This window comes from Microbacterium daqui, from assembly GCF_050408675.1.
Classification (GTDB): Bacteria; Actinomycetota; Actinomycetes; order Actinomycetales; family Microbacteriaceae; genus Microbacterium.
Window position 1 is genome coordinate 107,136 of the sequence record NZ_JBNTKF010000005.1, and the last position, 23,796, is coordinate 130,931.

Consider the following 23,796-nt stretch of genomic DNA (forward strand, 5'->3'; position numbering starts at 1 on the left):
CGAGCATTCGCGACGTAGCACCGCTGAGGCTCATCGACGTCCTAGATGTTCCCGTTACCGCGAGAGCGGAACCATCTGGTGCGTTTGATCCGTTGGCGTAGCCAGAGGGAGATCCAGCAGACGCCGTTTCAGCCGCACTGCATCACCTGTTGCGACACCATCAACGGCGAGACGGACGCTTCCGGTCACCGCTGGAACAGCGGCCGCAACGAACGGCGCGACTCGTGTGTCGCATCAACGGGCCATTCAACGCCCTTTTTACTCGTCCCCGTGATGACCGCGGTGGTTCCTTCGTTCGACCATGTGACTGCGGCATTTTCCGGCGCTGCGAATACCAGGGCGGACGCAGCCACAGTGCCAAGAGTTGTTAGTGCCGCTACACTCCCGCGGCGGCGCCGGAAGCGCGTTTTAGTCAGAGAGTTCATGGTGCCCTTGCTCGGGTCGCACGTGACCAAGTCAGGGCATCGTCAGCCAAGTATGGACTATGACCAGACACCCTATGCAATATAGAAAACGTTATAGCCGTTTTTAAGACCGAGGCTAGAGCAGGGCTCTTCGAAGTTCTGATTCAGACAGCGTCGCTCCAAATAGCGGCTTCCCCGGCTGTAACGCGTACGTCGCCGCGAGCGACCCGACCAGCACAGGGTCAAACCCCAGCGCGTCTACCCACGCCGCAACCGTGGGCCCGGCCTCTGCATCATCGGCCGCCACGGCGACGCCCCACCGATGCGGGTCACCAGAAACCCGCGCACCACCGGCCAGATCCTTGTACGCGACGTGGTTGAACGCCTTGACGACGCGCGCCCGATCAAACCACCGCTGCACCAGCACGCTCGTCGGCGTCGACGGGTCATCAAAGTCGGGCCGCGGCCCATCTGCCTCATCCCAGTGGTTCATCGGGTCAACAACGATGGTTCCGTCAAAGAGAGAACCATCGAGAACTTCAGCATCGCTGAGCGGAATCGCCAGCACCACGATGTCGGCGGCAGTCACCTCGTCGAGAGACGCCGGCGTGGCAGCAATGTCAAAGGTCTCGAGAACGCGCGCCGTGCGCGCGAGGGGGCCGGAACCATGAATCACGACCGAGAATCCGGCAGCGAGCGAAAGTCGCGCAAGAGTGCGCCCGAGCTTGCCCGTGCCGATAATCCCAATCGTTGCGCTCGAATTCATGCGTATCCCACTTCTGAACTGAAAAAGCGTGCGCGGCTCGCCGTGGAAAAGGCTCAAACTCGCCGAAACCCGCAGACATTGTCGATAATAGAAGCATGGCCTCGTCAGCTGCCGGGTACAGCGCGATCTCCAGCGAATCCCGTGTGCAGATTCTCCACATGCTTCAGAGTCGACCCCTGCGGACGATCGATGAGCTCGTAGAAGCCACCGGTCTGCACGCGAACACCGTACGTGAACACCTGCAGCGCCTCAGCGAAGACGGCTATGTCATCTCCGAGACGGAGAAACGCGAAACCCGTGGCCGCCCGCGCACGCTGTACAGTGCGGCAACCGGCGACCCCGAAGTCAGCAACCCGATTGGCGAGCGCAAGGTGCGCGAAGCGGCCGAGCGCGGCGACCTGATGCGTCGTGTCATGCCAGACACTGACAGTAGTGACCTCGATGACGAATCGTTGCACCAAATTGATGCCCTCGTCGAGAATCTGATCGACTCGGGCTTTGACCCGGTCGTCGACTCCGAAGACCTGACGATCGACCTCTCCGCCTGCGCCCACATGGGCGAACCTGGTGAGGTTCCCGCAATGCGGTGCGCTGTTCACGTCACGTTGTTGCAGGCCGTTGCCACCCAGGCGGGCGGCCCGCTCGACGTTGAGGGGCTCAACCCCACCTGCAACCCACAAGACTGTGTCATTCAGTTGCGCCGAAGGCCCGCCGAGCAGTAGTTCTTATTCACGGCCATATCGAGAACACCGTTTTCGGGCCCGGCGTACCGTAAATGTATGTGCGACTGACCCGTGTCGCGCGTTCTCGGAGGCCCCAATATGGATCTACTCGACCCACTGGCTCTCGCCCGATGGCAATTCGGGTTGACGACCGTCTACCACTACCTCTTCGTGCCGCTGACTATCGGAATGGTGCTTGCCGTTGCGATTTTCCAAACGGCATGGGTACGAACCGGCAAAATTCACTATCTGCACCTGACGCGATTCTTCGGAAAGATCTTCCTGATCAACTTCGCGATGGGTGTTGTCACCGGAATCGTGCAGGAGTTCCAGTTCGGTATGAACTGGTCAGACTACTCGCGCTTCGTGGGCGATATCTTCGGTGCTCCGCTGGCTTTTGAGGGTCTCATCGCATTCTTCTTCGAGGCGACCTTCATCGGTCTGTGGATCTTCGGGTGGAACAAGCTGCCCGCCAAGATTCACCTGCTCACGATTTGGGCGACCGCCATCGGTTCCATCCTGTCGGCGTACTTCATCATCGCGGCCAACGCATTCATGCAGAACCCGGTCGGCTACGAGATGAATGCTGAAACGGGTCGCGCCGAGCTCGTCGACTTCGGCGCGCTGATGACCAACCCGGTCGCACTCGCCGCTTTCCCGCACACGATCTTCGCCGCGTTCATGTTTGCCGCCGGTGTCATCATCTCGGTGGCCGCGTGGCACATCTCCCGCGCGCAGCACCTCGACTCGATGCGCACCGCGCTGCGTTTCGGCCTGTGGTTCATGATCATCTCGACCATCGGCGTCGTCATCACCGGTGACCAGCTGAGCCTCGCGATGTACGCAACCCAGCCGATGAAGATGGCGGCAGCTGAGGCAACGTTCAATACCGCGTGTGGTGCTGACGCTTCCTTCTCGCTGTTCACGCTGGGAACGCCAGACGGCAAGACGGAGTTGTTCTCGATCCGCGTTCCGTACCTGTTGTCGATCCTGTCGAACCAGACGCTTGACGGCTGTGTTCACGGCATCAACGACCTGAACGCTGAGTACGCAGCAACGTACGCTGGCATGGGCATCGACAACTTCGCACCGACCCTGTGGATCACCTACTGGGCATTCCGCTGGATGATCGCCCTCGGCATGGTTCACTGCCTCATCGCCGTTGCTGGCCTCTGGGTCACCCGCAAGAAGGCTAAGAAGCCCGTTGCGAAGTGGATGTGGAAGGTCGCCATCTGGTCGTACCCGCTCAGCCTCCTCGCCTCGATCGTTGGCTGGATCTTCACCGAAATGGGTCGCCAGCCGTGGATCGTGTTCGGCCTGATGGCCACGCGCGACGGTGTGAGCCCCGATGTTTCGGGTCTTGAGGTCTTGATCTCGCTCATCGCATTCACCGCCATCTACGCGGCTCTCGCGTTCGTCGAGTTCCGCCTCATCATTCGCACCGCGCAGAAGGGCCCGGACGAGACCGAACAGGCTGACGTCGACTCCAAGCCCGCCTCGGTCGTCTACTAAGAAAGGGACATCATGGATCTCAATACTCTCTGGTTCTGGATTGTCGCCTTCCTCTTCGTTGGCTACTTCGTTCTCGACGGCTTCGACTTCGGTGTCGGTATGTCGTTGCCGTTCCTCGGTAAGGACGACGTCTCGCGCCGTCAGATCATCAACACGATCGGCCCGGTGTGGGACCTCAACGAGACCTGGGTCATCGTTGCCGGCGCCTGCCTGTTCGCGTCGTTCCCGGAGTGGTACGCGACGCTGTTCAGCGGCTTCTATCTCCCGCTGCTGTTGATCCTGCTGGCGTTGATTCTGCGCGGTGTCTCGTTTGAGTACCGCCACCAGCGCCCCGACTCGAAGTGGCGCAACCGCTTCGACTGGATGATCATCATCGGTTCGGCCGTGCCGGCACTGCTGTGGGGTGTGGCTTTCGCCAACATCGTGCAGGGTGTTCCGATGAACGCTGATCACCACTTCACCGGCAACCTGTTCACGCTGCTGAACCCGTACGGCCTGCTCGGTGGTGTCACGACACTCATGCTGTTCTTCACGCACGGTGCCACGTTCATCGCGCTGAAGACTGATGGTGAGCTGCGTGCCAACGCGCAGAAGCTGGCCCTCAAGTCGGGTCTCATCACGATCGTGGTTGCCGCGTCGTTCCTCATCTGGACGGTTGTTGCTAACTTCTCGATCTGGGGTCTGATCCTGTCGGCTCTGGCGGCGGTCTCGCTCATCGCTTCGGTCTTCGCCAACTGGCGCGGCCGCGAAGGTTGGGCCTTCACCATGGGCGCTGCAACGATCGCGTTCGCTGTGTTCGCACTGTTCGCATCGCTCTTCCCGAACGTCATGCCCTCGACGACGGACCCGGCCTACAGCCTCAACATCTGGAACGCCTCGAGCACTGACTACACGCTCACGATCATGAGCTGGCTTGCCCTCATCGCGCTGCCGCTCGTGCTGCTGTACCAGGGCTGGACGTACTGGGTCTTCCGCAAGCGCATCACGCGTGCTGACATTGAGGCAGCCCCGCACCAGGCCGACGACTCGACAGAACAGAAGGTCACCGCATAAGCGGAGTGCGCCAAAACGCACTGAGGTTAAATCATCAGTAAGACAGCCCGTTCCGGGCCCGTTGACCCGCGGTTGCTGCGCCACGCGCGCAGTGCCCGCGGGTTCTTCGGCGCTCAGGCCGTCATTTCGCTCCTGTCCACCGCCGCGATTGTCGCCTTCGCATGGCTGATAACCGCAGGAATTGTGGGTGCTGTTGACGGCACCGGAACCATGGGTGCGCTCCTCGGGGTGCTGACACTGGTCGTCGTGGTGCGTGCCGCGATGGTGTGGGCGACCGAGCGCATCAGCGCTCGTGCGGCCGCCCGTGTAGGTTCGCAATTGCGCACCGCACTCATTACCGCGATCTCAGCCCGTGGTTCCGCGTGGCTGGATTCGCAAAACTCGGCGCAGCTGACGCTGACGGCAACGCGCGGCCTCGGTGCGCTTGATGCGTATTTCGGGCGCTTCCTCCCCCAGCTGGTCGCGACCATCGTGACAACGCCGATCCTGGTGGCCATCATGTGGTTTCAGGATCTTCCGACCGGCATCACGCTGATCATCACGCTGCCACTGATCCCGCTGTTCATGATTCTGATTGGCCTCGCGACGAGGGCGGTGCAGGAGAAGCAATGGAGCACGCTGCAGAAGCTCGCGGTGCGCTTTGCCGACACCGTGCAGGGCCTAGCGACGCTACGTATTTTCGGTCGTGCCGAGCGCGCCGCGACGAACGTTGAGACGTCGAGCGACGAGTACGGGCGCGCCACGATGAAGGTACTGCGCGTCACGTTCTTGTCGGGCTTCGCGCTCGAACTTCTCTCTTCGCTTGCAGTCGCGCTGATCGCCGTGTCGGTAGGTCTGCGCCTGCTGTCAGGCGACCTTGACCTGAGCGTCGGACTCTTCGTGCTGCTCCTCGCGCCCGATGCGTTCTTGCCGCTGCGCCAAGTGGGTGCGCAGTTCCACGCCGCGACCGAGGGCGTGCAAGCGACGCGCGATGTGCTTGACCTTCTGGATGAGGCGGCCGTCGCTGCTCCGCGCACGGCAGCCAAGCGCGGTGGCGACCTCGTGCTCGATGATGTGCGCGTCACGCGCGGCGAGCACGAGCTGGCTCCGGTGTCGTTTGTGGCGGATCGCGGAACCATCACGGCACTGGGCGGGGCGAGTGGCTCGGGCAAGTCGAGTGTTTTCGCCGCGTTGCGTGGCGCGGCCCCGTTTACCGGGTCGTGCACGTTTGGTGGCGTTTCGACGGCAGAACTTGATCCATCGACGTGGCTCGCGTGGGCCGGGCAAGCGCCCGTGCTGTTCGCGGGTACCGTTGCGTCAAACGTCACTCTCGGGTCAGACGCCGACGATGCGGTTGTTGCGTGGGCGTTGCGTACCGCGGGTGCCTCCGAAATTTCCGCCGATGCTGTCATCGCAGCCGATGGTTCCGGTCTCTCCGGCGGCCAAGCGCAGCGCGTTGCCGTCGCACGAGCCCTGTACCGCTGGCGCATTGGCCCGGCCGACGTCATCGCACTCGATGAGCCGTCGAGTGCGCTCGACGGCGACGCTGAAGCCGCGCTCTGGGCGGGCTTGCGTCAGATCGCCGATGAAGGCGCAACGGTGCTTTTGATTTCTCACCGTCCGTCGGCTTTTGCCCTTGCCGACGCGGTTGTCATGATGACGGAGGTGCACGCATGACCACGACCCGTGAGGTGCTTCGCGCCGCCCTGCCGAGCCGCAAAAAGTTTGCACTCGCCCTGTTTTGGGGATTCCTGTCGGCGTCGGCCGCGGTTGCCCTGCTGACGGTGAGCGGTTGGCTCATTGTTTCGTCCGCCATCGTTGACTCTTTGATCTACCTCAACGTCGCCATCGTCGGCGTGCGCTTCTTCGCGACGTCACGCGCGGTGTTCCGTTACCTCGAACGACTATCTGGGCACGATGCGGCTTTCGGGCAGCTCGCGAAAGGCCGCTCTGACATCGTGCGCCGCCTGACGCCACTCTCCCCTGCCGGCATGGGACGCACCGACCAGTCAGGCGTGCTCGCGACGCTTGTCGATGACGTTGACGAGCTGCAGAACCTGTCGTTGCGCGTCGTGCAGCCCCTCGTCGTCGGCGTTGCGGTATCGCTCGGCGCCATTGCCGTCGTCACAATCATCTGGCCGCTCGCTGGCCTCACGCTGTTCGTCTGCCTCGCGGCGGCAACCGCGATTGCGGTGACGCTCGGGTGGGCCGCCGGTGGTCGCGCGGAGCGGTCGATCGCGGACGCCCGTGCTCGACTGTCGCAGGCCGTCACGTCGTATGTGCAGGGCTTCGATGTGCTGAGCGCGTATGGCACCGAGCCCGCTGCGCGCGAACAGGTGTTTGCCGCTGATGCTGAGCTACGCACGGCGTTGACGCGCGCAACGAGCGCCCAGGGTATTTCGTCAGCCGTGGTCTCGCTCATGGCGGGGCTCGCTTCGATCACGGCGATGGCGGTCGGCACGCCCGCGGTGCTTGCGGGCACGCTTGACCCGGCGTGGTTTGCGGTGACCGTGCTGGTACCGATGGCGGTGTTCGATGTCTTCGCGACGGTTCCGGCCGCCGCGAGCGCGTGGCGCATCGTGCGCGCGAGTGCCGAGCGCATCGCCGCGGTGGTTCCGGATGACATTCCCGCGGGCATTGTCGTCGAGACCGGAGGGGCGGAACCATCGGGTACCGCGATTGCGTTGCGCGATGCGTCTGTCTCGTGGCCGGGTGGCGCTGATGTGTTGCACGGTGCCGACCTGGAGATTGCTCCGGGTGAGCGCGTGCTGATCACCGGTTCTAGTGGTTCCGGAAAGTCAACGTTGGCCTACGCGCTGGCGCGGTTCTTGGAGGTGCGCGGTTCGTTCACGATCGGCGGCACGGCTGCTGACGCGCTCTCCCCCGCGGCCGTGCGTACTCGCGTCGGCCTGTGTGAGCAGCGTCCGTACCTGTTCGACGAAGACATTCGCCAGAACCTGTTATTTGCGCGTGACGATGCGACCGACGATGAGCTGTTCGCGGTTCTGGAGCGCGTGGGTCTTGCTGACTGGGCTCGCGAGCGTGGCGGGCTGGACGCCCGCGTCGGCGAGCGCGGCGCATTGGTCTCCGGTGGTCAGGCCCAGCGCATTGCGCTGGCACGTGCCCTGCTGCGTGGGTTCGAGGTGTTGATCTTGGACGAGCCGACGGCCGGTGTGGACGGCGATACGTCTGACGCACTCCTCACCGATCTCCTAACGGCCGCGAGCGCCGACAACCACACGGTCGTGCTGATCTCCCACGTTGCCCCGCCTGCGGGGCTCGTCGATCGTACGCTGCGGCTGCGTGATGGAAAGCTCGTCGCTTAGGTCTGAGCCGAGGGGTTAGCCGAGCAACATGCCGTAGGAGGCACCGGCCGCGGATTCGAGGCGCTCAAAGCCAAGCTTTTCGTAGAAGCGCTGCGCGTTTTCGTTGTCGAGTGAGGCTACGAGGTGGAGGCCGGGAACACCCTCGGCCCGCAACTGCTCGACGAGGGTCTCGATGAGGGTGCGCCCCCACCCGCCGCCGCGCAGGTCATCGAGCAGGTTGATGTGCAGGTGCGCGGGGTAAGTCTCGGCGAAAAGTGCGGCTTCATCACGGCGGCGCTGCACGCCGTCGATCAGCGACAGGGTTTCAGCGTTCGCGTTCGCGCGGTAAACCGCGTCACGCTCTGGCCACCACGACTCGATGAACCACTTCTCGAATGCAGTCGTGTCGGGTGTGGCCACGAGATAACCCCTGGCACCGGAACCATTGTCAACGACCCACGCCCAGTGCGGGTCGCGCACGGCGTACGGCACAGCATAAATGTCGCCGAGCACGCGGTCGTCACTGTAGCGGCCGGTCGCGTCGGAACCTGATGACCCGGTCAGTAGGCAAATTCGCGTGAGCGCATCAGCGTCGCGCGGTTCAGACCGGCGCAGTGTGGCGTTCATCTTGCTCCCTCCGCAGGCGTGGCAAGAACACACCCAACATGATTACGGCAGCCCCGATTCCGATGAGCACCCCGCCAATGGTGTCAGTAAGCCAGTGCGCCCCCAAATAGGTGCGCGACCATGCCATCATCACGATCCAGAAGACACCAACGATACGCGTCACAATGTGCGGGAACAGCACCATGAGCACGACGGTCAACGTCGTGGCGTTAGCGACGTGCCCGGAAGGGAACGACCCAAAGTCGCTGGCCACCAAAATATCTTCCGGCCGGGCGCGCGCGAACAGTGTCTTCAGCGTCTGCACTAACGCGACTGACAACAGTAGTGCCGCCACGAGATACCCCGCCGACCACCACCGACGCATCAGCGCAAGCACCGCGATGATGATGAGCGGTATCGCGAGAATCGCCCGCCACCCACCGCCCACCCAGTCCAGCGCTGTCGCGATGCTCGTAAGAGCGTCGTTTCGGGCCGCGACGCGGAGTTCTATCCACCACTTATCGAGCGAATTGCTCGGCCCCATTGCGTGAACGAGCAGACCGATCAGTACGCCGACGAGGGCGAGGCCCGCGCCCCACAGTATGGTCTGGGTGCGGTGCGAAAGAGTCATTTGTCCATTGTGTCGACCGCGGCATATTTTTGCGACTTCTCCCCGTGGGCGAAGTACAGGTCACCGGTCAAGGATTCAGAAGCGCGACCGTGCGAGGCCTCACCAACGCCCACACCGACGCGATGCCGATGACCGCGCAGCCGACCATGACGATCGCCATCGTGGTCGCGGTGATGCCCGAACCGGCCGAGATCAGGCCGACGAGCGGCGAGATGAGGGCGGCGACGGCGTTGTTGCTGGCACCGAGCAGCGAGGCCGCGGTACCGGCGGCGCTGCCGTGGCGGTCGAGGGCGAGCACCTGCACACAGGGGAACGTGAAGCCACACGCCGTCATGAAGACGAAGAGCGGAACCACGGTGCCCCACAGCCCAAGGTCGAGGGCGTCGGTGATGAGGATCGCGACACCGGCGAGGAGGAGCACGACGGTTGAATACGCGAGCACCCACTGCGGCCCGAAGCGTGCGGCGAGACGGGCGGCAGCCTGGTTACCGGCGATGAGACCGACCGAATTGATCGCGAACAGGAGCCCGTACTGCACAGCGGTGAAGTCGTACGTGATCTGGAACAGGAAGCTCGACGCGCTCAGGTAACTGAACAGGCCCGAGAACGTCATGCCACCGATGATCAGTACGCCGACGTAGACGCGGTCGCTCAGCACGTTGCGGTAGCGGCGCCACACGGTCTCGTTGCCCCGGCCTTGACGGCGCTCCTTCGGCAGCGTCTCCGGCAGAAAGAAGATGGAGCACGTCACCATGACCAGGCCGTAGCCCATGAGCACCCAGAAGATGCCACGCCAGTCCATGTGCTCGAGCAGCCACGAGCCGATGAGCGGGGCGACCACCGGAGCCACCCCCATCACAAGCGCGAGACGTGACAGCATGATGACGAGGCGCTTGCCACCGAACAGGTCGCGCACGATCGCCATCGCGACGACACTACCGGCGGCCGCGCCCATGCCCTGCAGCACGCGGGCGGCACCGAGAATCTCCAGCGTTGGCGCGATGGCCGCGACCAGGCTGGCAATGATGTGCAGCGAGGTCGCCACCAGCAGGGGCTTGCGGCGTCCGATCTTGTCGGTGAGCGGCCCGACAATGATTTGGCCGAGACCGAAGCCCAACATAGTTCCGGTCAGCGTCAGCTGAATCGCTGACGCTGAGGTCGAGAAATACCCCTCCAACACCGGGAACGCCGGGAGATAAAGGTCAACCGTGAACGGGCCGAGCGCGGTGAGCGCACCGAGCAGAATGACGTAGAGCACGCGACGGCGCGACGACAGCGCGTCACCCGGGTGCAGCATGATCGGAGCCGTCGCCGGGTTCGCGCCCAGGGCGCGAATCGCGCCCGTCGACGTCGGAACAACGGAGCCCGTGGGTGCGTCGGCGGAGTCGTCAGGGTGCTGGGACGACGGGTCAGAAGTGGGGGTACTCACGGGGCTCTCGGCTTTTCAAAACTCGAAACGATTCGACGCAGTGCTGATCTATCGTACTCCGCGGGCACGTCTGCCCTTATCGCGCTCGTAATATCACGATGGCTGGTGGCGGGCTCGTCACCAGCGCAATCTATGCCTTTTCTCAGCGACACAGGCCCCGGCTCGAATACGATGACCACATGGCCTCGACTCCCCCACGCAAGAGCGGAAACCCCGCCAACAACAGCGGTTTCAACCAAGCCGCCTCGCAGAAGCAACAGCGCCAGGAGGAGCGCGCGGCAAAACTCGCTGAGTACCAGCGCAATATCGCGCGCCGCAAGCGCAACAAGACGCTGACGTGGGTGCTCAGCGGCGTGGGTGTTGCCGCCGTTATTGCATTGGTCGTCGGCTCATATGTACTCACGCCACGACCCGTCTCTTACGACATCGCTAATGGCTCGCTCACGATCGAGGGTGTCGAGACGTTCAAGCACGAAACCCTGCACACCGAAGACCCGGTTGAATACGAGCAGACGCCCCCGGCCGGCGGCCCGCACTCGTACCGCTGGCTGACATGTGCCGTGTACGAAGAGCCGGTCGCTGACGTGAATGCTGTGCACAGCATGGAGCACGGTGCAGTGTGGGTGACGTATGACCCCGAGCAGGTCACCGCTGACGATATTCAGAAGCTCAAGAGCATGACACCCGACACGTATGCGATCCTCAGCCCCTATGGGGGCATGGACACGCCGATCGCGATGAGTGCCTGGAACGCGCAGCTCAAGCTTGATTCGGTCGATGACAAGCGCATCACGACGTTCTTCGAGAACTACTGGCGCAGCAACCAGGCTCCTGAGCCCGGCGCACTCTGCGTCGAGCCCCAGGGCGGTTGGATGTAATGACCGACGTCACACCTGACGACGAGTTCGACCTCCCCGTTGAACCGCCGACACCGCGGTGGCAGAAGGTTCTCGCCCTCACGGTCGCGTTCGTCACGATCGCGGCAGGCGCCTTCGCTGTTGGTCGCTTTACGGCCTTTGATTCGACACCCGCAGCACAGGTTCCACTCGACTCTTCGGCAGAAGCGGGCTTCGCCCGTGACATGCAGACGCACCACCAGCAGGCGGTGCAGATGGCCATGATCATCTACCCAAAGACGACCGATGCGGACGTGCGGGCGATCGCCTATGACATTGCGACCGCGCAGTCGGCGCAGGTCGGTCAGATGCAGCAGTGGTTGCTGGACTGGAACCTGCCGGCTTACGGAAAAGCGCCTGCGATGCAGTGGATGGCGTCGAGCGGCGAGCACAGCGGTCACGGTGACCCGTCGCTGACACCCGAAGAGCTCAACGCGCAGATGGGTATGGCGACGCAGGCGCAGCTCGATGAGTTGGCTGCAGCATCAGGAACCCAGGCAGACTGCCAGTTTCTTGAGCTCATGATTCGCCACCACGAAGGTGCCATCGATATGGTCGACGCGATCGAAGAGCTCGGCACGAACCACAACGTGCTCGACCTTGCCGGCAAGATGGCCACGACGCAGACGAGTGAAATCACGGCGATGCAGATGCTGCAGAGCCGGTTTGGGTGCTCCGACTAACGTCGTTCTTGAACAGGTGAGGGGCTCGCGATCTGATCGCTAGCCCCTCACCTGTTGTGTCGGCGTTAGCCCTTCGTCGCACCGGCCAACAGGCCGCGCACGAAGAAGCGCTGCAGCGAGAAGAATACGATGAGCGGCACGATGATCGCGATGAACGCACCGGCTGACTGCAGGTACCACTTGTCGCCCCAACTGCCGGAGAGCGAGTTCAACGTCTGCGTCAGTGGCAACGATGTGTCTGGCGCGAAAATTGTCGCAACGAGCAGGTCGTTCCACACCCACAAGAACTGGAAGATACCGAACGACGCGATCGCGGGCATTGCCAGCGGCAGAATGATGCGGAAGAACACCTGACCGTGACCGGCACCGTCCACGCGTGCCGCCTCGATAACCTCATTCGGAATCTCCGCAATGAAGTTGTGCAGCATGAAGATCGCGAGCGGCAGAGCGAAGATCGCGTGCGCAATCCACACCGTTGCGAAACTGTGGTCGACGTCGCGCAGGGCGAGGCCCGGGAAGATCGTGACGTCGTTGATCGTGAGTCCGCGGGAGAACAGCGAGAGCAGCGGAACCAGAGCCATCTGAATCGGCACGATCTGCAGGGCAAAGACAAAGACGAAGAGACCGTTTCTGCCCTTGAACGGAATCCACGCGAACCCGTAAGCCGCGAGCGACGCGATGACGATCGGAATGATCGTCGCCGGAATCGAGATGGCGAGCGAGTTGATGAACGACTCCCCCAGCGTCAGCGAGGTTCCGCCCGCCGTCAGTGCTGAGAAGTAGTTGTCGAGCGTGAAGTTGGGGTTCGTGAATACTGTCCACCAGCCCGTCGTGGAGGACTCAGAACCCGGACGGAACGACGTCACCAACAGGCCGAAGGTGGGGATGCTCCAGAAGATCGCGATGATCGCCGCGGCAATCGTCGCCCCCTTGGAGGTCAGCCGCTTCTGCGCGGTCTTTTCATTGCGTCGGGTTTCGCGCTCGATGTCACGAGCGGAGCGATTGTCCATGACGATTGACGTTGTCGCACTCATCAGCGGATCTCCCTTTGCTTCGTGAGTTGTCTCGCATTGAAGATGATGAGCGGCAGCACGAACAGGAACAGCACGACGGCCAGGGCGGATGAGTGACCATAGCTCTGGAAGCGCTGTTGCTGGTTGACCATCTCAAAACCAAGCACCGTGGTGTCGGCGCGACCACCCGTCATCACGGCGACGATGTCGTACACCTTGAGCGACATGATCGTGATCGTGGTCAAAACCACGATGAGCGAACCGCGAATGCCGGGCACCGTGACGTTCGTGAAGCGCTGCCACGAGTTGGCGCCATCCAGGGCCGCGGCTTCGGTCTGCTCCGTCGGCACCGCTTTGATCGCGGCGGAAAGGATGACCATAGCGAAGCCCGTTTGGGTCCAGATGAACACGACCAGCAGGAACAGGGTGTTCCAAATCGGGCGGGCATCGAGCCAACTGACCGGATCACCGCCAAAGGCCGTCACGATCGCGTTGAGCAGACCGATCTGCTCGCCCTGGCGCACGTCATACATGAACTTCCAGATGATGCCGGCGCCGACGAAGGAGATCGCGACGGGCATGAAGACCAAAACCTTCAGCACCTTCTCACCGCGCGCCCGGTCAATGAAGACGGCGTAGGCAAGACCAATCGCGGTCGCGAACGTGGGCGCGAGGAGTGCCCAAATCAGGGTGTTGATGATCGACCACGTGCCCTCAGGGTTCGTCACCACCCACTGGTAGTTCTCGAACCAGACGAAGTTCTCGCCCTCCTTGTCAAAGAAGGACTGCACCACGGTGGAGATCGCCGGGTAAATGAGGCCGATTCCCAACAGAATGGCCGCGGGCGCCATAAACAGCATGAGCTGGAACAGGTAGCCGGAACCTTGGCGGGCACGCAGGTCGGCGAAGAACAGCAGGCCACCGGTCGCCAGCGCGATCGCGACGACGTAAAGAATCGCGTTGCCGTAGGGGCGGAGCAGCATGAACGCGATGAACGGAATCGCGAAGGTGGCGATCAGGCGAATCCAGAAGTACACCTTGCCGCGGCGCGGTGCGAATTCGACCAGCAGAAGAATCAAGCCCACGACAACCGCGAAGACCGCGACCACGATCGGGATCTGCACGAGCGGCTGCATATCGCCGAGCCACTGGAAGAAGGCGTTGAGCGAGAAGCCCAGCGTTCGTGGATTCGCCTCGGGGTTCGGCGTGCTCATGAGGAGCGCCACGATCAGCCCAATGATCAATACGAATCCGCCGACCACACCGGCGGTCGTTATCTTGCTGTTGTACTCACCCGATTTCGGGAGCGGTTCGGTAGCGAGACTGTGAGACATCATTACCCCTTCGGAGTGCACCTATGAACTCGAAGCCGCACCGGAGATGAGTGAGGGGCCGGGGCGTAAGGCCTCGACCCCTCATGAATCTCTGGCGTGACGACCAGACTAGTTCTTAAAACCAGCCTGGATGTCGCTCAGAACCTCATCTGTGCTCTTTCCGTCAACCCAGCTGACCATTCCCTTCCAGAAGGATCCGGAACCAACGGTTGCGGGCATCAGGTCGGAAGCGTCAAAACGCACGACCGTCGTGTCGTCCTGCAGGACCTTCATGGCCTCCGTCAGGAACTCGCTCGAAGCGAGCGTCGGGTCAGCGTTCTTGTTTGCGGAGATGGCACCGCCGAGCTTCACGCGAGCGTCAGCAAATTCCTTGCTCGCCATGAACTCAAGCACGGCCTGCGTCGCGGCGTCATCGCTGAAGGCAACAACGAACTCGCCACCAACTTCAACCTGCAGCTCGCCCTCTGTCATGCCCGGCATGATGAAGGCGTACAGGTCGCCATCGGGTGCGATAACCGGCTTCTCGCCAGACGCGGTCGTCGTGTCAAGCAGGTTTGCCGTCAAGAACGAGCCCTGGTGCGTCAACGCGCATGTGCCGTCAGCAAGCTTCGCTGCAACGTCGCCGAAAGCGGTCGTGTTGATGCTCTTGACGTCACCGAAGCCAGCGTTGACGTAGTCCGGGTTGAGGATGATCTCACCCACGGCGTCAAAGGCGCTCTTGATCTCCGGGTCGGTGAACTTCACGTCACCGGCAATCCACTTGTCGTAGACGTCGGCACCAGACTGGCGCAACACGAGGTCTTCAATCCAGTCGGTTCCGGGCCAACCGGAAGCGTCACCGGAAGCGAAACCAACACACCACGGTGCTGCGCTCGTCTTCTCCTGGATCGTCGCTGTGAGGGTGAGCATTTCATCCCACGTCTTGGGAACCTCGACGCCCCACTCCTTGAACTGCGAGGGCGAGTAGTACACGTAGCCCTTGACGTTCGCAAGCATCGGTGCCGCGTAGAACGTGCCGTCTACGGTTCCGTAGCCCTTCCAGTCTTCCGACCAGTTCTCGTCAACGAGCTTCTCGACTGCTTCTGTGGCCGCCTTTGCTTCGCCGGTACCGATCAGCGTTTTCAGCAGACCAGGCTGCGGAACAATTGCAATGTCAGGGGCAGAACCGCCGTCAACCTTCGTGACGATGTTGCCCTCAAAACCTTTATCTCCGGTGTAGGTGACCTCAATACCGGTGTCTTTTTCGAACTGAGCGAACGCTTCGTTCAGCGCTGTGTCTTCGGTGCCGGTGATACCGCCGGAAATCTTGACCGTTTCACCCTCCAGCGAGCCGCCTTCACCAGGCGCGGCACCGCCGTCTTCGGATTCGGCGCATCCTGCGAGAGTAAGTGCCGCGATGCCAGCGACGGCGACGCCAACCAGCAAACGACGTCGGGTAGGAACACCCATGTCGATCCTCCTTTCCAGCGCGAGGAGCTCTTCCTTGCGCTCCCGGTTCGATAAGGAACCGTTTCCAGCCGAATCTATTGACTGTTCCGCTCGAGCACAAGGGTTCACAACATTACGACTCTGTAACCTCTCTCGATCGCGCATGGGAGCGCTCCCGAACCGTATCGCGAACCGCAACACAGTAGACAAAACCTGGAACTGGTTCCATATTTTGAGAATTCTTCCCCTAGGCTGGTGAAGCGAATCGAGCAAGGGAGGGCATTGTGAGCGGGATTGCAGACGTTGCGCGTCGCGCGGGCGTGTCGAAATCGACCGCGTCACGAGCGCTCACCGGCAGCGGATACGTGTCGGCCGCGACGAGACAACGAGTGCGCGAAGCCGCAGATGCCCTTGGCTACGTGGCGTCAACGCACGCTGTGTCACTCGCCACCGGCAAGACCCAGACGATCGGCGTCATCGTGCCGCACGTCACTCGTTGGTACTTCGGCGAAGTCGTCGATGGCATTCAGAACGCGCTGATTGCCCGCGACCTCGACTGTGCCCTGTTTTCTGCTGAGCCCGGTTCGCTGCATCGGCAACGCATGTTCGACACGTACCTCGGCCGCCGTCGTTTTGACGGGCTGATTACGGTGGGCATTGAACCGTCCACGCGAGAACTCGAACGCATCACCACGATCGGAAAGCCCCTCGTCACAATCGGTAGCTACGACGCCGGTACGAGTGCCGTATCGATCAACGACTTTGACGCTGCCCGGCGCGCAACCGAACACCTCATCGGGCTCGGCCACAGCAACATTGCGTTTGTCGGCGGCGCCGCCGAAGGCAGCGACCACAGTTTTGGTGACACCCGTCGCTTGCTCGGATACCGCACCGCGATGGCCGAATCTGGCCTCGCTGAGTTCGCACGACACATTCCATGCGAAGTCGATATGCCCGACGGCTACGCGACCGCCGTTGACTTCCTCAGCTCCCCCCGCACGCGCCCCACCGCGATCGTGGGTGTGTGTGACGAGGTCGCGATTGGTGCCGTCATCGCGGCTCGGCGTCAGGGCCTCGGCGTACCCAATGACCTCAGCGTCATCGGCATTGACGACCACGCCCACGCCGAGATGTTCTCGCTCACGACGCTGCGGCAGAGCCCGCGCGACCAAGGCGAAACGGCCGTCGAGTTATTGACGCGGTTGATTGCCGACCCGACCAGCCCGCCCGAGCGGGTGTGGGCACCGGCCACGATGGTGATCCGCAACTCCACCACCGTTCCACCCGAGTCTGCGCGCCCCTAGCCAGCCCGTGGTTCCGGAACCACGCAACCACGCAACCACAGCCAGGCTGCCGCGGCTTGGACACAACGACCGTTATGCACGAGTTGCTGTTACTGGAGTTAATGGTGTTACTGGAGTGGCAAATGTCCACGTCAACACCGTGACGGTGCGTGCATAACGGTTGTTGATGGTTCCGGAACCAGGAACCACGGGACAAGAACGAGACTCCCGCAGAAAATGACACAGGGCCCCGGGAGAACCCGGAGCCCTGTGTAAAAACGCGAAGCGTGATTACTTAACGGTAACCGTTGCGCCAGCTTCTTCGAGGGCCGTCTTAGCCTTCTCAGCAGCTTCCTTGTTTGCGCCCTCAAGAACAGCCTTGGGTGCACCGTCGACGACAGCCTTAGCCTCGCCGAGGCCGAGCGAGGTGAGCTCGCGGACGACCTTGATGACCTGGATCTTCTTGTCGCCAGCTGCCTCGAGAATGACGTCGAACGAGTCCTTCTCTTCTTCAGCCTCTGCAGCGCCAGCGCCAGCTGCGCCTGCAACTGCAACGGGAGCAGCAGCGGTAACGTCAAACTTCTCTTCGAAAGCCTTGACGAACTCGCTCAGTTCAACGAGGGTCAGGCCGGCGAACTGCTCGAGCAGCTCCTCAGTGGTGAGCTTAGCCATGGTGGTATCTCCTAGATAAATGTGGTTTGTCGAAGAATCGGGGGCTGCTTACGCAGCTTCGGCCGACTCCAGCTTTTCGCGAAGAGCGTCGATGGTGGCAGCTGCCTTGCCCATCGTTGCCTTCATCATGCCCGCAGCCTTCGCCAGCAGAACCTCACGGCTCTCGAGCGAGGCGTACTTGTTGATCTCGTCAGCGGTGAGAGCGTTGCCCTCGAACACGCCGCCCTTGATCACGAGAAGCGGGTTTGCCTTGGCAAAGTCACGCATAGCCTTCGCGGTGGCGACAAAGTCACCGTGCACGAATGCGATTGCCGACGGACCCTTAAGGTCGTCGTCAAGCGACGTGATTCCTGCCTTGTTGGCAGCAATCTTGGTCAGCGTGTTCTTCACCACGGCGTACTCAGCGTCCTGGCGGATAGCCGTACGCAGCTGCTTGAGCTGGGCTACCGTCAGACCGCGGTACTCGGTCAGCAGGACGGCGTTGGCGTTCTCGAAGTTCTTCGTGAGCTCAACGACCGATGCATCCTTCTGCGCCATGGTCACTCCTTGATGTGTACATAACACCGCGCGGGTGCGGGGTGTCTGCCTTGACCTCACCGCAACAAAAAAGCTCCGGCGCAAGCGCACGGAGCAATCAGAAGATATTTCGTGTCACCTGCGTGGGCCTCTGCTGAGCAGTGCTTCGATTGCCATGCGAACATGACAATGACCGACGGTCTTTGGCTTCCCCCAGAATAGCCGACGCTCTCCGTCACACCAAATCGAGGCCGTGGTTCCGGCGACGCACCGCCTCAAGGTCAGAGCAACACGTAAAAAAGCGTAGCCTCGAAGGGTGACTCCTGAACTTGCTGCCCGAATCGTTGCGGACTCCCGTGACCGGGTGGCGTGGGTGCGAGCGCGCTCGCGCGGCATCACCGCGACAGACGTCGCGACGCTGTCGTCAGCGGCCTCGATTCAGCGTGCCGCCACGGCCAAGCTTGGTGGTGGCGCGCGCTTCAGCGGCAACGCCTACACCGACCACGGCCGCCGCCGTGAGCCCGAGATCGCCGGCTGGATGGCCGCGACGCACGGCATTATGTCGTCGTCAGCACTCTTCCACGCCGAGGTGGAAAAGCGTCACTTGGCGACGCCCGATGGCATCAAGCAAGACGCCGAGGGCCGCGTCACGCTCGCCGAGATCAAGACGACCAATAAGCCGTTCCGCTCAATCCCCCGCAACTACCTGCGCCAGATCTGGTGGCAGCAGCACGTGCTGGGAGCCGAGCGCACCCTGTTTGTGTGGGAAGAGCACGACAATTTTGTTCCCCTGCACGACGAACCGAAGTGCCAGTGGGTTGACCGTGATGGCGCTGAGATTGCGAAGCTCGTGGGTCTCGCGACCAACCTCATCGACGAGCTCTACAGCCGCACGACCGGCAACGTGGTTCCGCCCCGCGCTTCGCGCGAGCAATTTCGCGCACTCGCTCTCGCTGACTAATACCTCGTCGAAGCGCCGACAGCACCGACGGAGAGCGGAACCTCGGCAGCGGTCGAGAGTTAGCGCCCGGTCGTCTGCGAGATGGCTTTGCGAACTTCTTCGCGATCGTCGATGTCGATGAGCGCACCGGCAATGTCTTGCACGGTTTCGTGACCGCGGCCGGCGATCACAACGATGTCGTCAGTCGCCGCCATCGCGATCGCGGCAGCAATCGCGTCAGCACGAGGGAAGATCTCCAGCACTTCGCACCCCTCGCGAAGCTCAGCGGTGGCGCCCTCGATAACCTGGGCGCGAATCGACGCGGCATCTTCGGTGTGCGGGTCATCGTCGGTCACGATTGCGATGTCGGAGTATCGCGCAGCAATCTCACCCATCGAAGCGCGCTTGAGAGCATCTCGTTCTCCGGCAGCGCCAAACACCAAGATCACACGACCGGTGGCGGTCTGCACGGTCTCCAGCATGCGCATGAGGCCGCCCGGGTTGTGCGCGAAGTCGACATAGACGGTCGGCGACGTGTTCACGATTTCCATACGCCCCGGCACACCCTGTGAGAGTGGGCGCTGGTCGGAGTTTACGGCCGCGGCGACATCGGCCACGTCATAGCCTGCTTCGATGACCATCGCGAGCGCGAGCGCCGCATTGGAGACGTTAAACCGGCCGGGAAGCCCGACGACCGCGTCAAGCGATCGTCCGTCGCGATGCGACAGCGTGAAAGAGTGGCCGATCTCAAGCGAAACCACGCCAGAGACAACCCAGTCACCGTCATGCGAACCATCGGTGCTCACCGTGACCGCTGGCACGCCGGTCTCTGACGCCATACGCTGACCCCACTGGTCATCGACAACGACGACGGCGCGGTCAACGTGCTCGGCTTGGAACAGCGCCTTCTTCGCGTCGAAGTAAGCCTCCATCGTGCCGTGCAGGTCGAGGTGATCTTGCGACAGGTTCGTAAAGCCGGCAACTGCGAAGCGGAGACCTCCGACGCGTTGAAAAACCATCGAGTGCGAAGAGACTTCCATCACCGCGGCATCGATATTGTTCTCGGCCATGCGGGCCATGAGCCCATGCAATTGCGGAGCCTCCGGGGTCGTCATCGTCGAAGGAACATAGTCGTCACCAACGGCGATGCCGATGGTTCCGATGGTTCCGATTCCGACGCCCAGTGCCCGCAGCAGCGACGAGATCATGAAGGTCGTCGTGGTCTTACCGTTGGTTCCGGTGACACCAAAAAGTTGCGGCTGGTGTGCTGCCGTCGCATAGACCGCGGCGCTGACAGCGCCCAGCAGGCCGCGGACGTCATCGAGCACGATGGCGTTAATGCCAGCATCACCCATGAGCTTGAGCCCGGCTTCGTCGGTGACGATCGCGTTCGCGCCGCGCTCGAGCGCGGCGCGAACGAACTGTGCACCGTGTACGTGTGCCCCGGGGAGGGCGGCGTAAAGATCGCTGGGCAACACAGATCGCGAGTCAAGCGAAACGCCCGTCACGGCGACGGAACCATCTCCCACAAGTCGAGCGCCGGGCAGGGCCGTCACGATCTCTGCGAGGGTGACCGGAACCACATGGCTCGGTCGAAAGTGCCGCTCTCGATCGGCTGCTACCGCGAATACATCACGCGGTTCTTCAGCGAGCGCCACCTTGGTCCTATCTATCGGCCTTGTGAGGCGAACAGAAACGCCAACAACAAGGTTTCATCTTACTCCGACCACGCCGCAATTCCTGAGAGTCTCTGGGTTCTTGTTCAGGTAAGCCCTGGCTGGACGTTTCCTATGCGCCGCAGTTAGTTGATCTTTGTCAACGGAGTGCGATGTATCGTTGACTTTACTCAACTAATGAATGGCTAAGTCTTTACCTATGACATCTCCCGCAACTCCCCCTCAGATGAGCCACCGGCAGGTTCTCGAAGCGCTCTCTGGCCTCCTTCTCGGCATGTTTGTGTCGATGATCGCTGGCACCGTGGTCTCCACGTCGCTGCCCGTCATCGTGCACGAACTCGGCGGCGATCAAACCGCTTTCACCTGGGTCATCACCTCGACTCTGCTGACCACCGCAATCTCGACCCCCATTTGGGGCAAGCTTGCCGACCTCTTTAACCGCAAGTTGCTGATTCAGATTGCGCTCGTGATCTTCGTTGCCTCGAGCGCTGTCGCCGGCTTCTCTGACTCCGCCACCGGTCTGATCGCGGCACGCGCCGTGCAGGGTATCGGTGCGGGTGGTCTCGCCGCGCTCAGCCAGATCATCATGGCCGACATCATCAGCCCGCGCGAGCGTGGCCGCTACGCCGGCCTCTTCGGCGCGGTCATGGCGCTCGCCACGGTCGGCGGCCCCCTCCTCGGTGGCCTCATCACCGACTCGATGGGCTGGCGCTGGAACTTCTTCGTCGCCGTGCCGTTCGCCATCGCTGCCCTCATCATGCTGCAGATCACGCTGCACCTGCCCCGCCACCCGAAGCGACGCGTGCACATTGACTATCTCGGCATTGTGCTGCTGTCAGTCTCAGTATCGCTGCTGCTGATCTGGGTCACCCTGGGTGGCTCGCAGTTTGAGTGGGACTCGCTAACGTCGATCCTCATGGGCGTCGGCGCGGGCGTCGGCATCATCGCTTTCGTCCTCGTGGAGCTCTTCGTCAAGGAGCCCCTGGTTCCGATGTCGCTGTTCGGCAACCGCACCTTCACGCTGTCGGTCATCGCATCGATCGCCACGGGGCTCGCTATGTTCGGTATGTCGGTCTACCTCAGCCAGTACATGCAGATGGCGCGCGGTGCTTCTCCCACTGAGGCGGGCCTGATGACGCTGCCGATGATCGGTGGCCTGCTGATTTCGAGCATCGTTATCGGGCAGCTCATCAGCCGATTCGGCAAGTTCAAGATCTACATGGTCACCGGGTCGATCATGTTGCTGGTGGGTTCGTTCTTGCTCACCACGATCCACTACGACACCGAGTTCTGGCTGCTGTCGATCTTCATGTTCCTCGCGGGTGCTGGCGTCGGTATGACGATGCAGAACCTCGTGCTCGTCGTGCAAAACACCGCAAAGCCCGCCGAAATGGGTGTTGCCTCGTCGGGAGTCGCGTTCTTCCGTTCGGTCGGTGGCACGGTGGGTGTCTCGCTCATGGGTGCGATGCTGGCAACGCGCCTCGTGGACCTCTTCGGAACCAACGCTGAGGCTCTGAAGAAGGCTGCGGCCGCTGCCGGCAAGGAAGGCATGGAAGCGCTCAAGCAGTTGACCTCCGGAACCATGCCCGAGGTACGGCTGCTGCCCGACGGCATCCGTCAGATCGTCGAAGACTCGTACGCTCAGGCCATCGCGTTCTCGTTCTGGATCGCCGTGCCGCTGGCTCTCGTCGCCCTGATCGCCGTGATCGCCCTGCCGAACACGCCGCTGGGCCGCCAGACCAACACCGAGCGTCTCGCTGAAGACGAAGCCGCCCTCGCAGCTGTCACCGCCAATGTGCCAGTGAGCACCGGTTCCGTGCGCCTGCCGTCTGAAGCCGACATGGCAACGGAACCATCCGTCGCGTCGTCTGCACCTGGTTCTGCCGCCGATTCTTCCACCCGGAGCACATCATGACGAATGCGGAAGCACCGGACGCCTTCGAGGCGGCCATTCGGCAACTGGAAAGCGAATTCACGCACCTCATGGGGCACATCCGTCGGTCGTTCCGGGAGAACGCGAATCGCGTTTCGCCCGGGATGCTCGTCGGTACCTACAAGGTGCTGTCGTTTCTGGCATCTGATGGTCCGCTGACCGCGTCAGACATTGCCGAACGCCTCATGCTCGACAAGGGCCACCTCAGCCGCATGATTAAGGATCTCGACGAGCGCGGACTCATCACGCGAGAAGCGGACCCGACGGACAAGCGGGCGACGCTGCTGTCGGTCAGTGAGGCCGGTCGAGAGCGGTTTACCACCGCGCGCCGCCCCACCCGCGAGGGGTTGACCGTGGCGCTGAACGGCTTTGACCCGGCTGATATCGACACCGCATCGAGCGTGTTGCGGGCGCTCTACCGGCACCGATGGCCGACCGCCGACGAAGGCGCGGGTATCGCCGCGGCCGAGTCTTCACCGCCCAGCGACGCCTGAGCCTCTCGGCACATTACGCAAAAGGGATCACCCGGCTCGAATGAGCGGGTGATCCCTTTGACGTTAGGTGCGAGTTTTACGCCTGAGCGTTCTCCTGCGAAGCCTGCTGCTCGGCAATCTGGCGACGAACGTCATCCATGTCGAGGCCCTTCACAGCAGTGATGACCTGCTCGAGGCCCTCAGCCGGGAGTGCACCGGGCTGCGAGAACACCAAGATGTTGTCACGGAACGCCATCAGCGTCGGAATAGACGTGATCTGGAAGGCGCCGGCGAGCTGCTGCTCAGCCTCGGTGTCAACCTTGCCGAACACAACGTCGGCGTGCGTCGTCGAAGCCTGGTCGTAAATCGGGGCAAACATGCGGCACGGACCGCACCACGATGCCCAGAAGTCGACAAGAACAATGTCGTTGTCAGTGATGGTCGATTCGAAGTCGGCCATGGTCAAGTCACGTGTAGCCATACTTCAACGGTACCTGGCACCACCTGAGTAGGGGCGGTGTTCGGTCTCAGCACAATCGTTC

22 protein-coding genes are annotated in these 23,796 nt (G+C 62.2%); 11 read left to right on the top strand and 11 right to left on the bottom strand.

From position 1 onward, the window contains the following. Positions 1–540 precede the first annotated feature (540 nt). Entirely contained in the window at positions 541–1,170 is a 630-nt protein-coding gene (locus ACQUSY_RS04955) for an NADPH-dependent F420 reductase (RefSeq protein WP_428903398.1), read from the bottom strand. Between the two features lie 95 nt (positions 1,171–1,265). Here ACQUSY_RS04955 and ACQUSY_RS04960 point away from each other — a divergent pair, with 95 nt between their 5' ends. From ACQUSY_RS04960 to cydC, 5 genes are all read left to right on the top strand, one after another. Continuing rightward, a complete protein-coding gene (locus tag ACQUSY_RS04960) occupies positions 1,266–1,892 on the top strand; it encodes an ArsR family transcriptional regulator (protein WP_428903399.1) in 627 nt (208 codons plus the stop codon). Positions 1,893–1,991: 99 nt separating this feature from the next. Then, a complete protein-coding gene (locus ACQUSY_RS04965) occupies positions 1,992–3,404 on the top strand; it encodes a cytochrome ubiquinol oxidase subunit I (protein ID WP_428903400.1) in 1,413 nt (470 codons plus the stop codon). A gap of 12 nt (positions 3,405–3,416) precedes the next feature. Beyond that, complete coding sequence (gene cydB, locus ACQUSY_RS04970; RefSeq protein ID WP_428903401.1) at positions 3,417–4,457, top strand: cytochrome d ubiquinol oxidase subunit II; 1,041 nt, start codon at positions 3,417–3,419, stop codon at positions 4,455–4,457. 72 nt (positions 4,458–4,529) lie between these two features. Then, a complete protein-coding gene (gene cydD, locus ACQUSY_RS04975; RefSeq protein ID WP_428903402.1) occupies positions 4,530–6,113 on the top strand; it encodes a thiol reductant ABC exporter subunit CydD in 1,584 nt (527 codons plus the stop codon). Then, positions 6,110–7,762, top strand: coding sequence for a thiol reductant ABC exporter subunit CydC (gene cydC / locus ACQUSY_RS04980; protein WP_428903403.1), 1,653 nt, complete (start codon positions 6,110–6,112; stop codon positions 7,760–7,762). Before cydD ends, cydC begins: the two co-directional genes overlap by 4 nt. 15 nt (positions 7,763–7,777) lie before the next feature. On the opposite strand, the gene ACQUSY_RS04985 is transcribed toward cydC, so the two are convergent. The 3 genes from ACQUSY_RS04985 to ACQUSY_RS04995 form a co-directional block, all read right to left on the bottom strand. Next, positions 7,778–8,368 carry a GNAT family N-acetyltransferase gene (locus ACQUSY_RS04985; RefSeq protein ID WP_428903404.1) on the bottom strand — a complete coding sequence of 197 codons (591 nt, stop codon included), beginning with the start codon at positions 8,366–8,368 and terminating at the stop codon, positions 7,778–7,780. Beyond that, the gene (locus ACQUSY_RS04990) at positions 8,343–8,978 is read right to left on the bottom strand and encodes a phosphatase PAP2 family protein (RefSeq protein ID WP_428903405.1); all 636 of its coding nucleotides are present in this window, start codon (positions 8,976–8,978) and stop codon (positions 8,343–8,345) included. The genes ACQUSY_RS04985 and ACQUSY_RS04990 overlap by 26 nt, the downstream gene beginning before the upstream one ends. A 67-nt stretch (positions 8,979–9,045) precedes the next feature. Then, positions 9,046–10,275 (bottom strand): multidrug effflux MFS transporter, encoded by a 1,230-nt coding sequence (locus ACQUSY_RS04995; RefSeq protein ID WP_428903466.1) that lies wholly within the window; start codon positions 10,273–10,275, stop codon positions 9,046–9,048. A 311-nt stretch (positions 10,276–10,586) separates the two neighbouring features. On the opposite strand from ACQUSY_RS04995, the gene ACQUSY_RS05000 reads away from it, so the two are divergent. Continuing rightward, positions 10,587–11,285, top strand: a complete 699-nt coding sequence (locus ACQUSY_RS05000) for a thioredoxin-like domain-containing protein (protein ID WP_428903406.1) — start codon at positions 10,587–10,589, stop codon at positions 11,283–11,285. Continuing rightward, positions 11,285–11,986 (top strand): DUF305 domain-containing protein, encoded by a 702-nt coding sequence (locus ACQUSY_RS05005; RefSeq protein ID WP_428903407.1) that lies wholly within the window; start codon positions 11,285–11,287, stop codon positions 11,984–11,986. The genes ACQUSY_RS05000 and ACQUSY_RS05005 overlap by 1 nt, the downstream gene beginning before the upstream one ends. Before the next feature lie 65 nt (positions 11,987–12,051). On the opposite strand, the gene ACQUSY_RS05010 is transcribed toward ACQUSY_RS05005, so the two are convergent. From ACQUSY_RS05010 to ACQUSY_RS05020, 3 genes are all read right to left on the bottom strand, one after another. Beyond that, on the bottom strand, positions 12,052–13,020 hold the full coding sequence (locus tag ACQUSY_RS05010) for a carbohydrate ABC transporter permease (protein WP_428903408.1): 969 nt from the start codon (positions 13,018–13,020) through the stop codon (positions 12,052–12,054). Beyond that, the gene (locus tag ACQUSY_RS05015; RefSeq protein WP_428903467.1) at positions 13,020–14,333 is read right to left on the bottom strand and encodes a carbohydrate ABC transporter permease; all 1,314 of its coding nucleotides are present in this window, start codon (positions 14,331–14,333) and stop codon (positions 13,020–13,022) included. The genes ACQUSY_RS05010 and ACQUSY_RS05015 overlap by 1 nt, the downstream gene beginning before the upstream one ends. A 108-nt stretch (positions 14,334–14,441) precedes the next feature. Next, positions 14,442–15,782 (bottom strand): ABC transporter substrate-binding protein, encoded by a 1,341-nt coding sequence (locus ACQUSY_RS05020; RefSeq protein WP_428903409.1) that lies wholly within the window; start codon positions 15,780–15,782, stop codon positions 14,442–14,444. Between the two features lie 263 nt (positions 15,783–16,045). On the opposite strand from ACQUSY_RS05020, the gene ACQUSY_RS05025 reads away from it, so the two are divergent. Then, positions 16,046–17,065: a LacI family DNA-binding transcriptional regulator gene (locus ACQUSY_RS05025; protein WP_428903410.1), complete on the top strand. Its 1,020-nt coding sequence runs from the start codon at positions 16,046–16,048 to the stop codon at positions 17,063–17,065. 270 nt (positions 17,066–17,335) lie between these two features. On the opposite strand, the gene rplL is transcribed toward ACQUSY_RS05025, so the two are convergent. Together rplL and rplJ are read right to left on the bottom strand one after the other, a co-directional pair. Next, on the bottom strand, positions 17,336–17,716 hold the full coding sequence (gene rplL / locus ACQUSY_RS05030) for a 50S ribosomal protein L7/L12 (RefSeq protein ID WP_217338204.1): 381 nt from the start codon (positions 17,714–17,716) through the stop codon (positions 17,336–17,338). Between the two features lie 48 nt (positions 17,717–17,764). Then, positions 17,765–18,253: a 50S ribosomal protein L10 gene (gene rplJ / locus ACQUSY_RS05035; protein ID WP_428903411.1), complete on the bottom strand. Its 489-nt coding sequence runs from the start codon at positions 18,251–18,253 to the stop codon at positions 17,765–17,767. Positions 18,254–18,548: 295 nt separating this feature from the next. On the opposite strand from rplJ, the gene ACQUSY_RS05040 reads away from it, so the two are divergent. Beyond that, the gene (locus tag ACQUSY_RS05040) at positions 18,549–19,193 is read left to right on the top strand and encodes a YqaJ viral recombinase family protein (protein WP_428903412.1); all 645 of its coding nucleotides are present in this window, start codon (positions 18,549–18,551) and stop codon (positions 19,191–19,193) included. Between the two features lie 59 nt (positions 19,194–19,252). Here the strand turns inward: ACQUSY_RS05040 and ACQUSY_RS05045 are convergent, their stop codons facing one another. Beyond that, on the bottom strand, positions 19,253–20,830 hold the full coding sequence (locus ACQUSY_RS05045; protein WP_428903413.1) for a UDP-N-acetylmuramoyl-L-alanyl-D-glutamate--2,6-diaminopimelate ligase: 1,578 nt from the start codon (positions 20,828–20,830) through the stop codon (positions 19,253–19,255). A gap of 217 nt (positions 20,831–21,047) precedes the next feature. Here ACQUSY_RS05045 and ACQUSY_RS05050 point away from each other — a divergent pair, with 217 nt between their 5' ends. After that, positions 21,048–22,763 carry an MDR family MFS transporter gene (locus ACQUSY_RS05050; protein ID WP_428903414.1) on the top strand — a complete coding sequence of 572 codons (1,716 nt, stop codon included), beginning with the start codon at positions 21,048–21,050 and terminating at the stop codon, positions 22,761–22,763. After that, positions 22,760–23,275: a MarR family winged helix-turn-helix transcriptional regulator gene (locus ACQUSY_RS05055; RefSeq protein ID WP_428903415.1), complete on the top strand. Its 516-nt coding sequence runs from the start codon at positions 22,760–22,762 to the stop codon at positions 23,273–23,275. The genes ACQUSY_RS05050 and ACQUSY_RS05055 overlap by 4 nt, the downstream gene beginning before the upstream one ends. Positions 23,276–23,351: 76 nt before the next feature. On the opposite strand, the gene trxA is transcribed toward ACQUSY_RS05055, so the two are convergent. Further along, on the bottom strand, positions 23,352–23,735 hold the full coding sequence (gene trxA, locus ACQUSY_RS05060) for a thioredoxin (protein ID WP_428903416.1): 384 nt from the start codon (positions 23,733–23,735) through the stop codon (positions 23,352–23,354). Between the last annotated feature and the right edge of the window lie 61 nt (positions 23,736–23,796).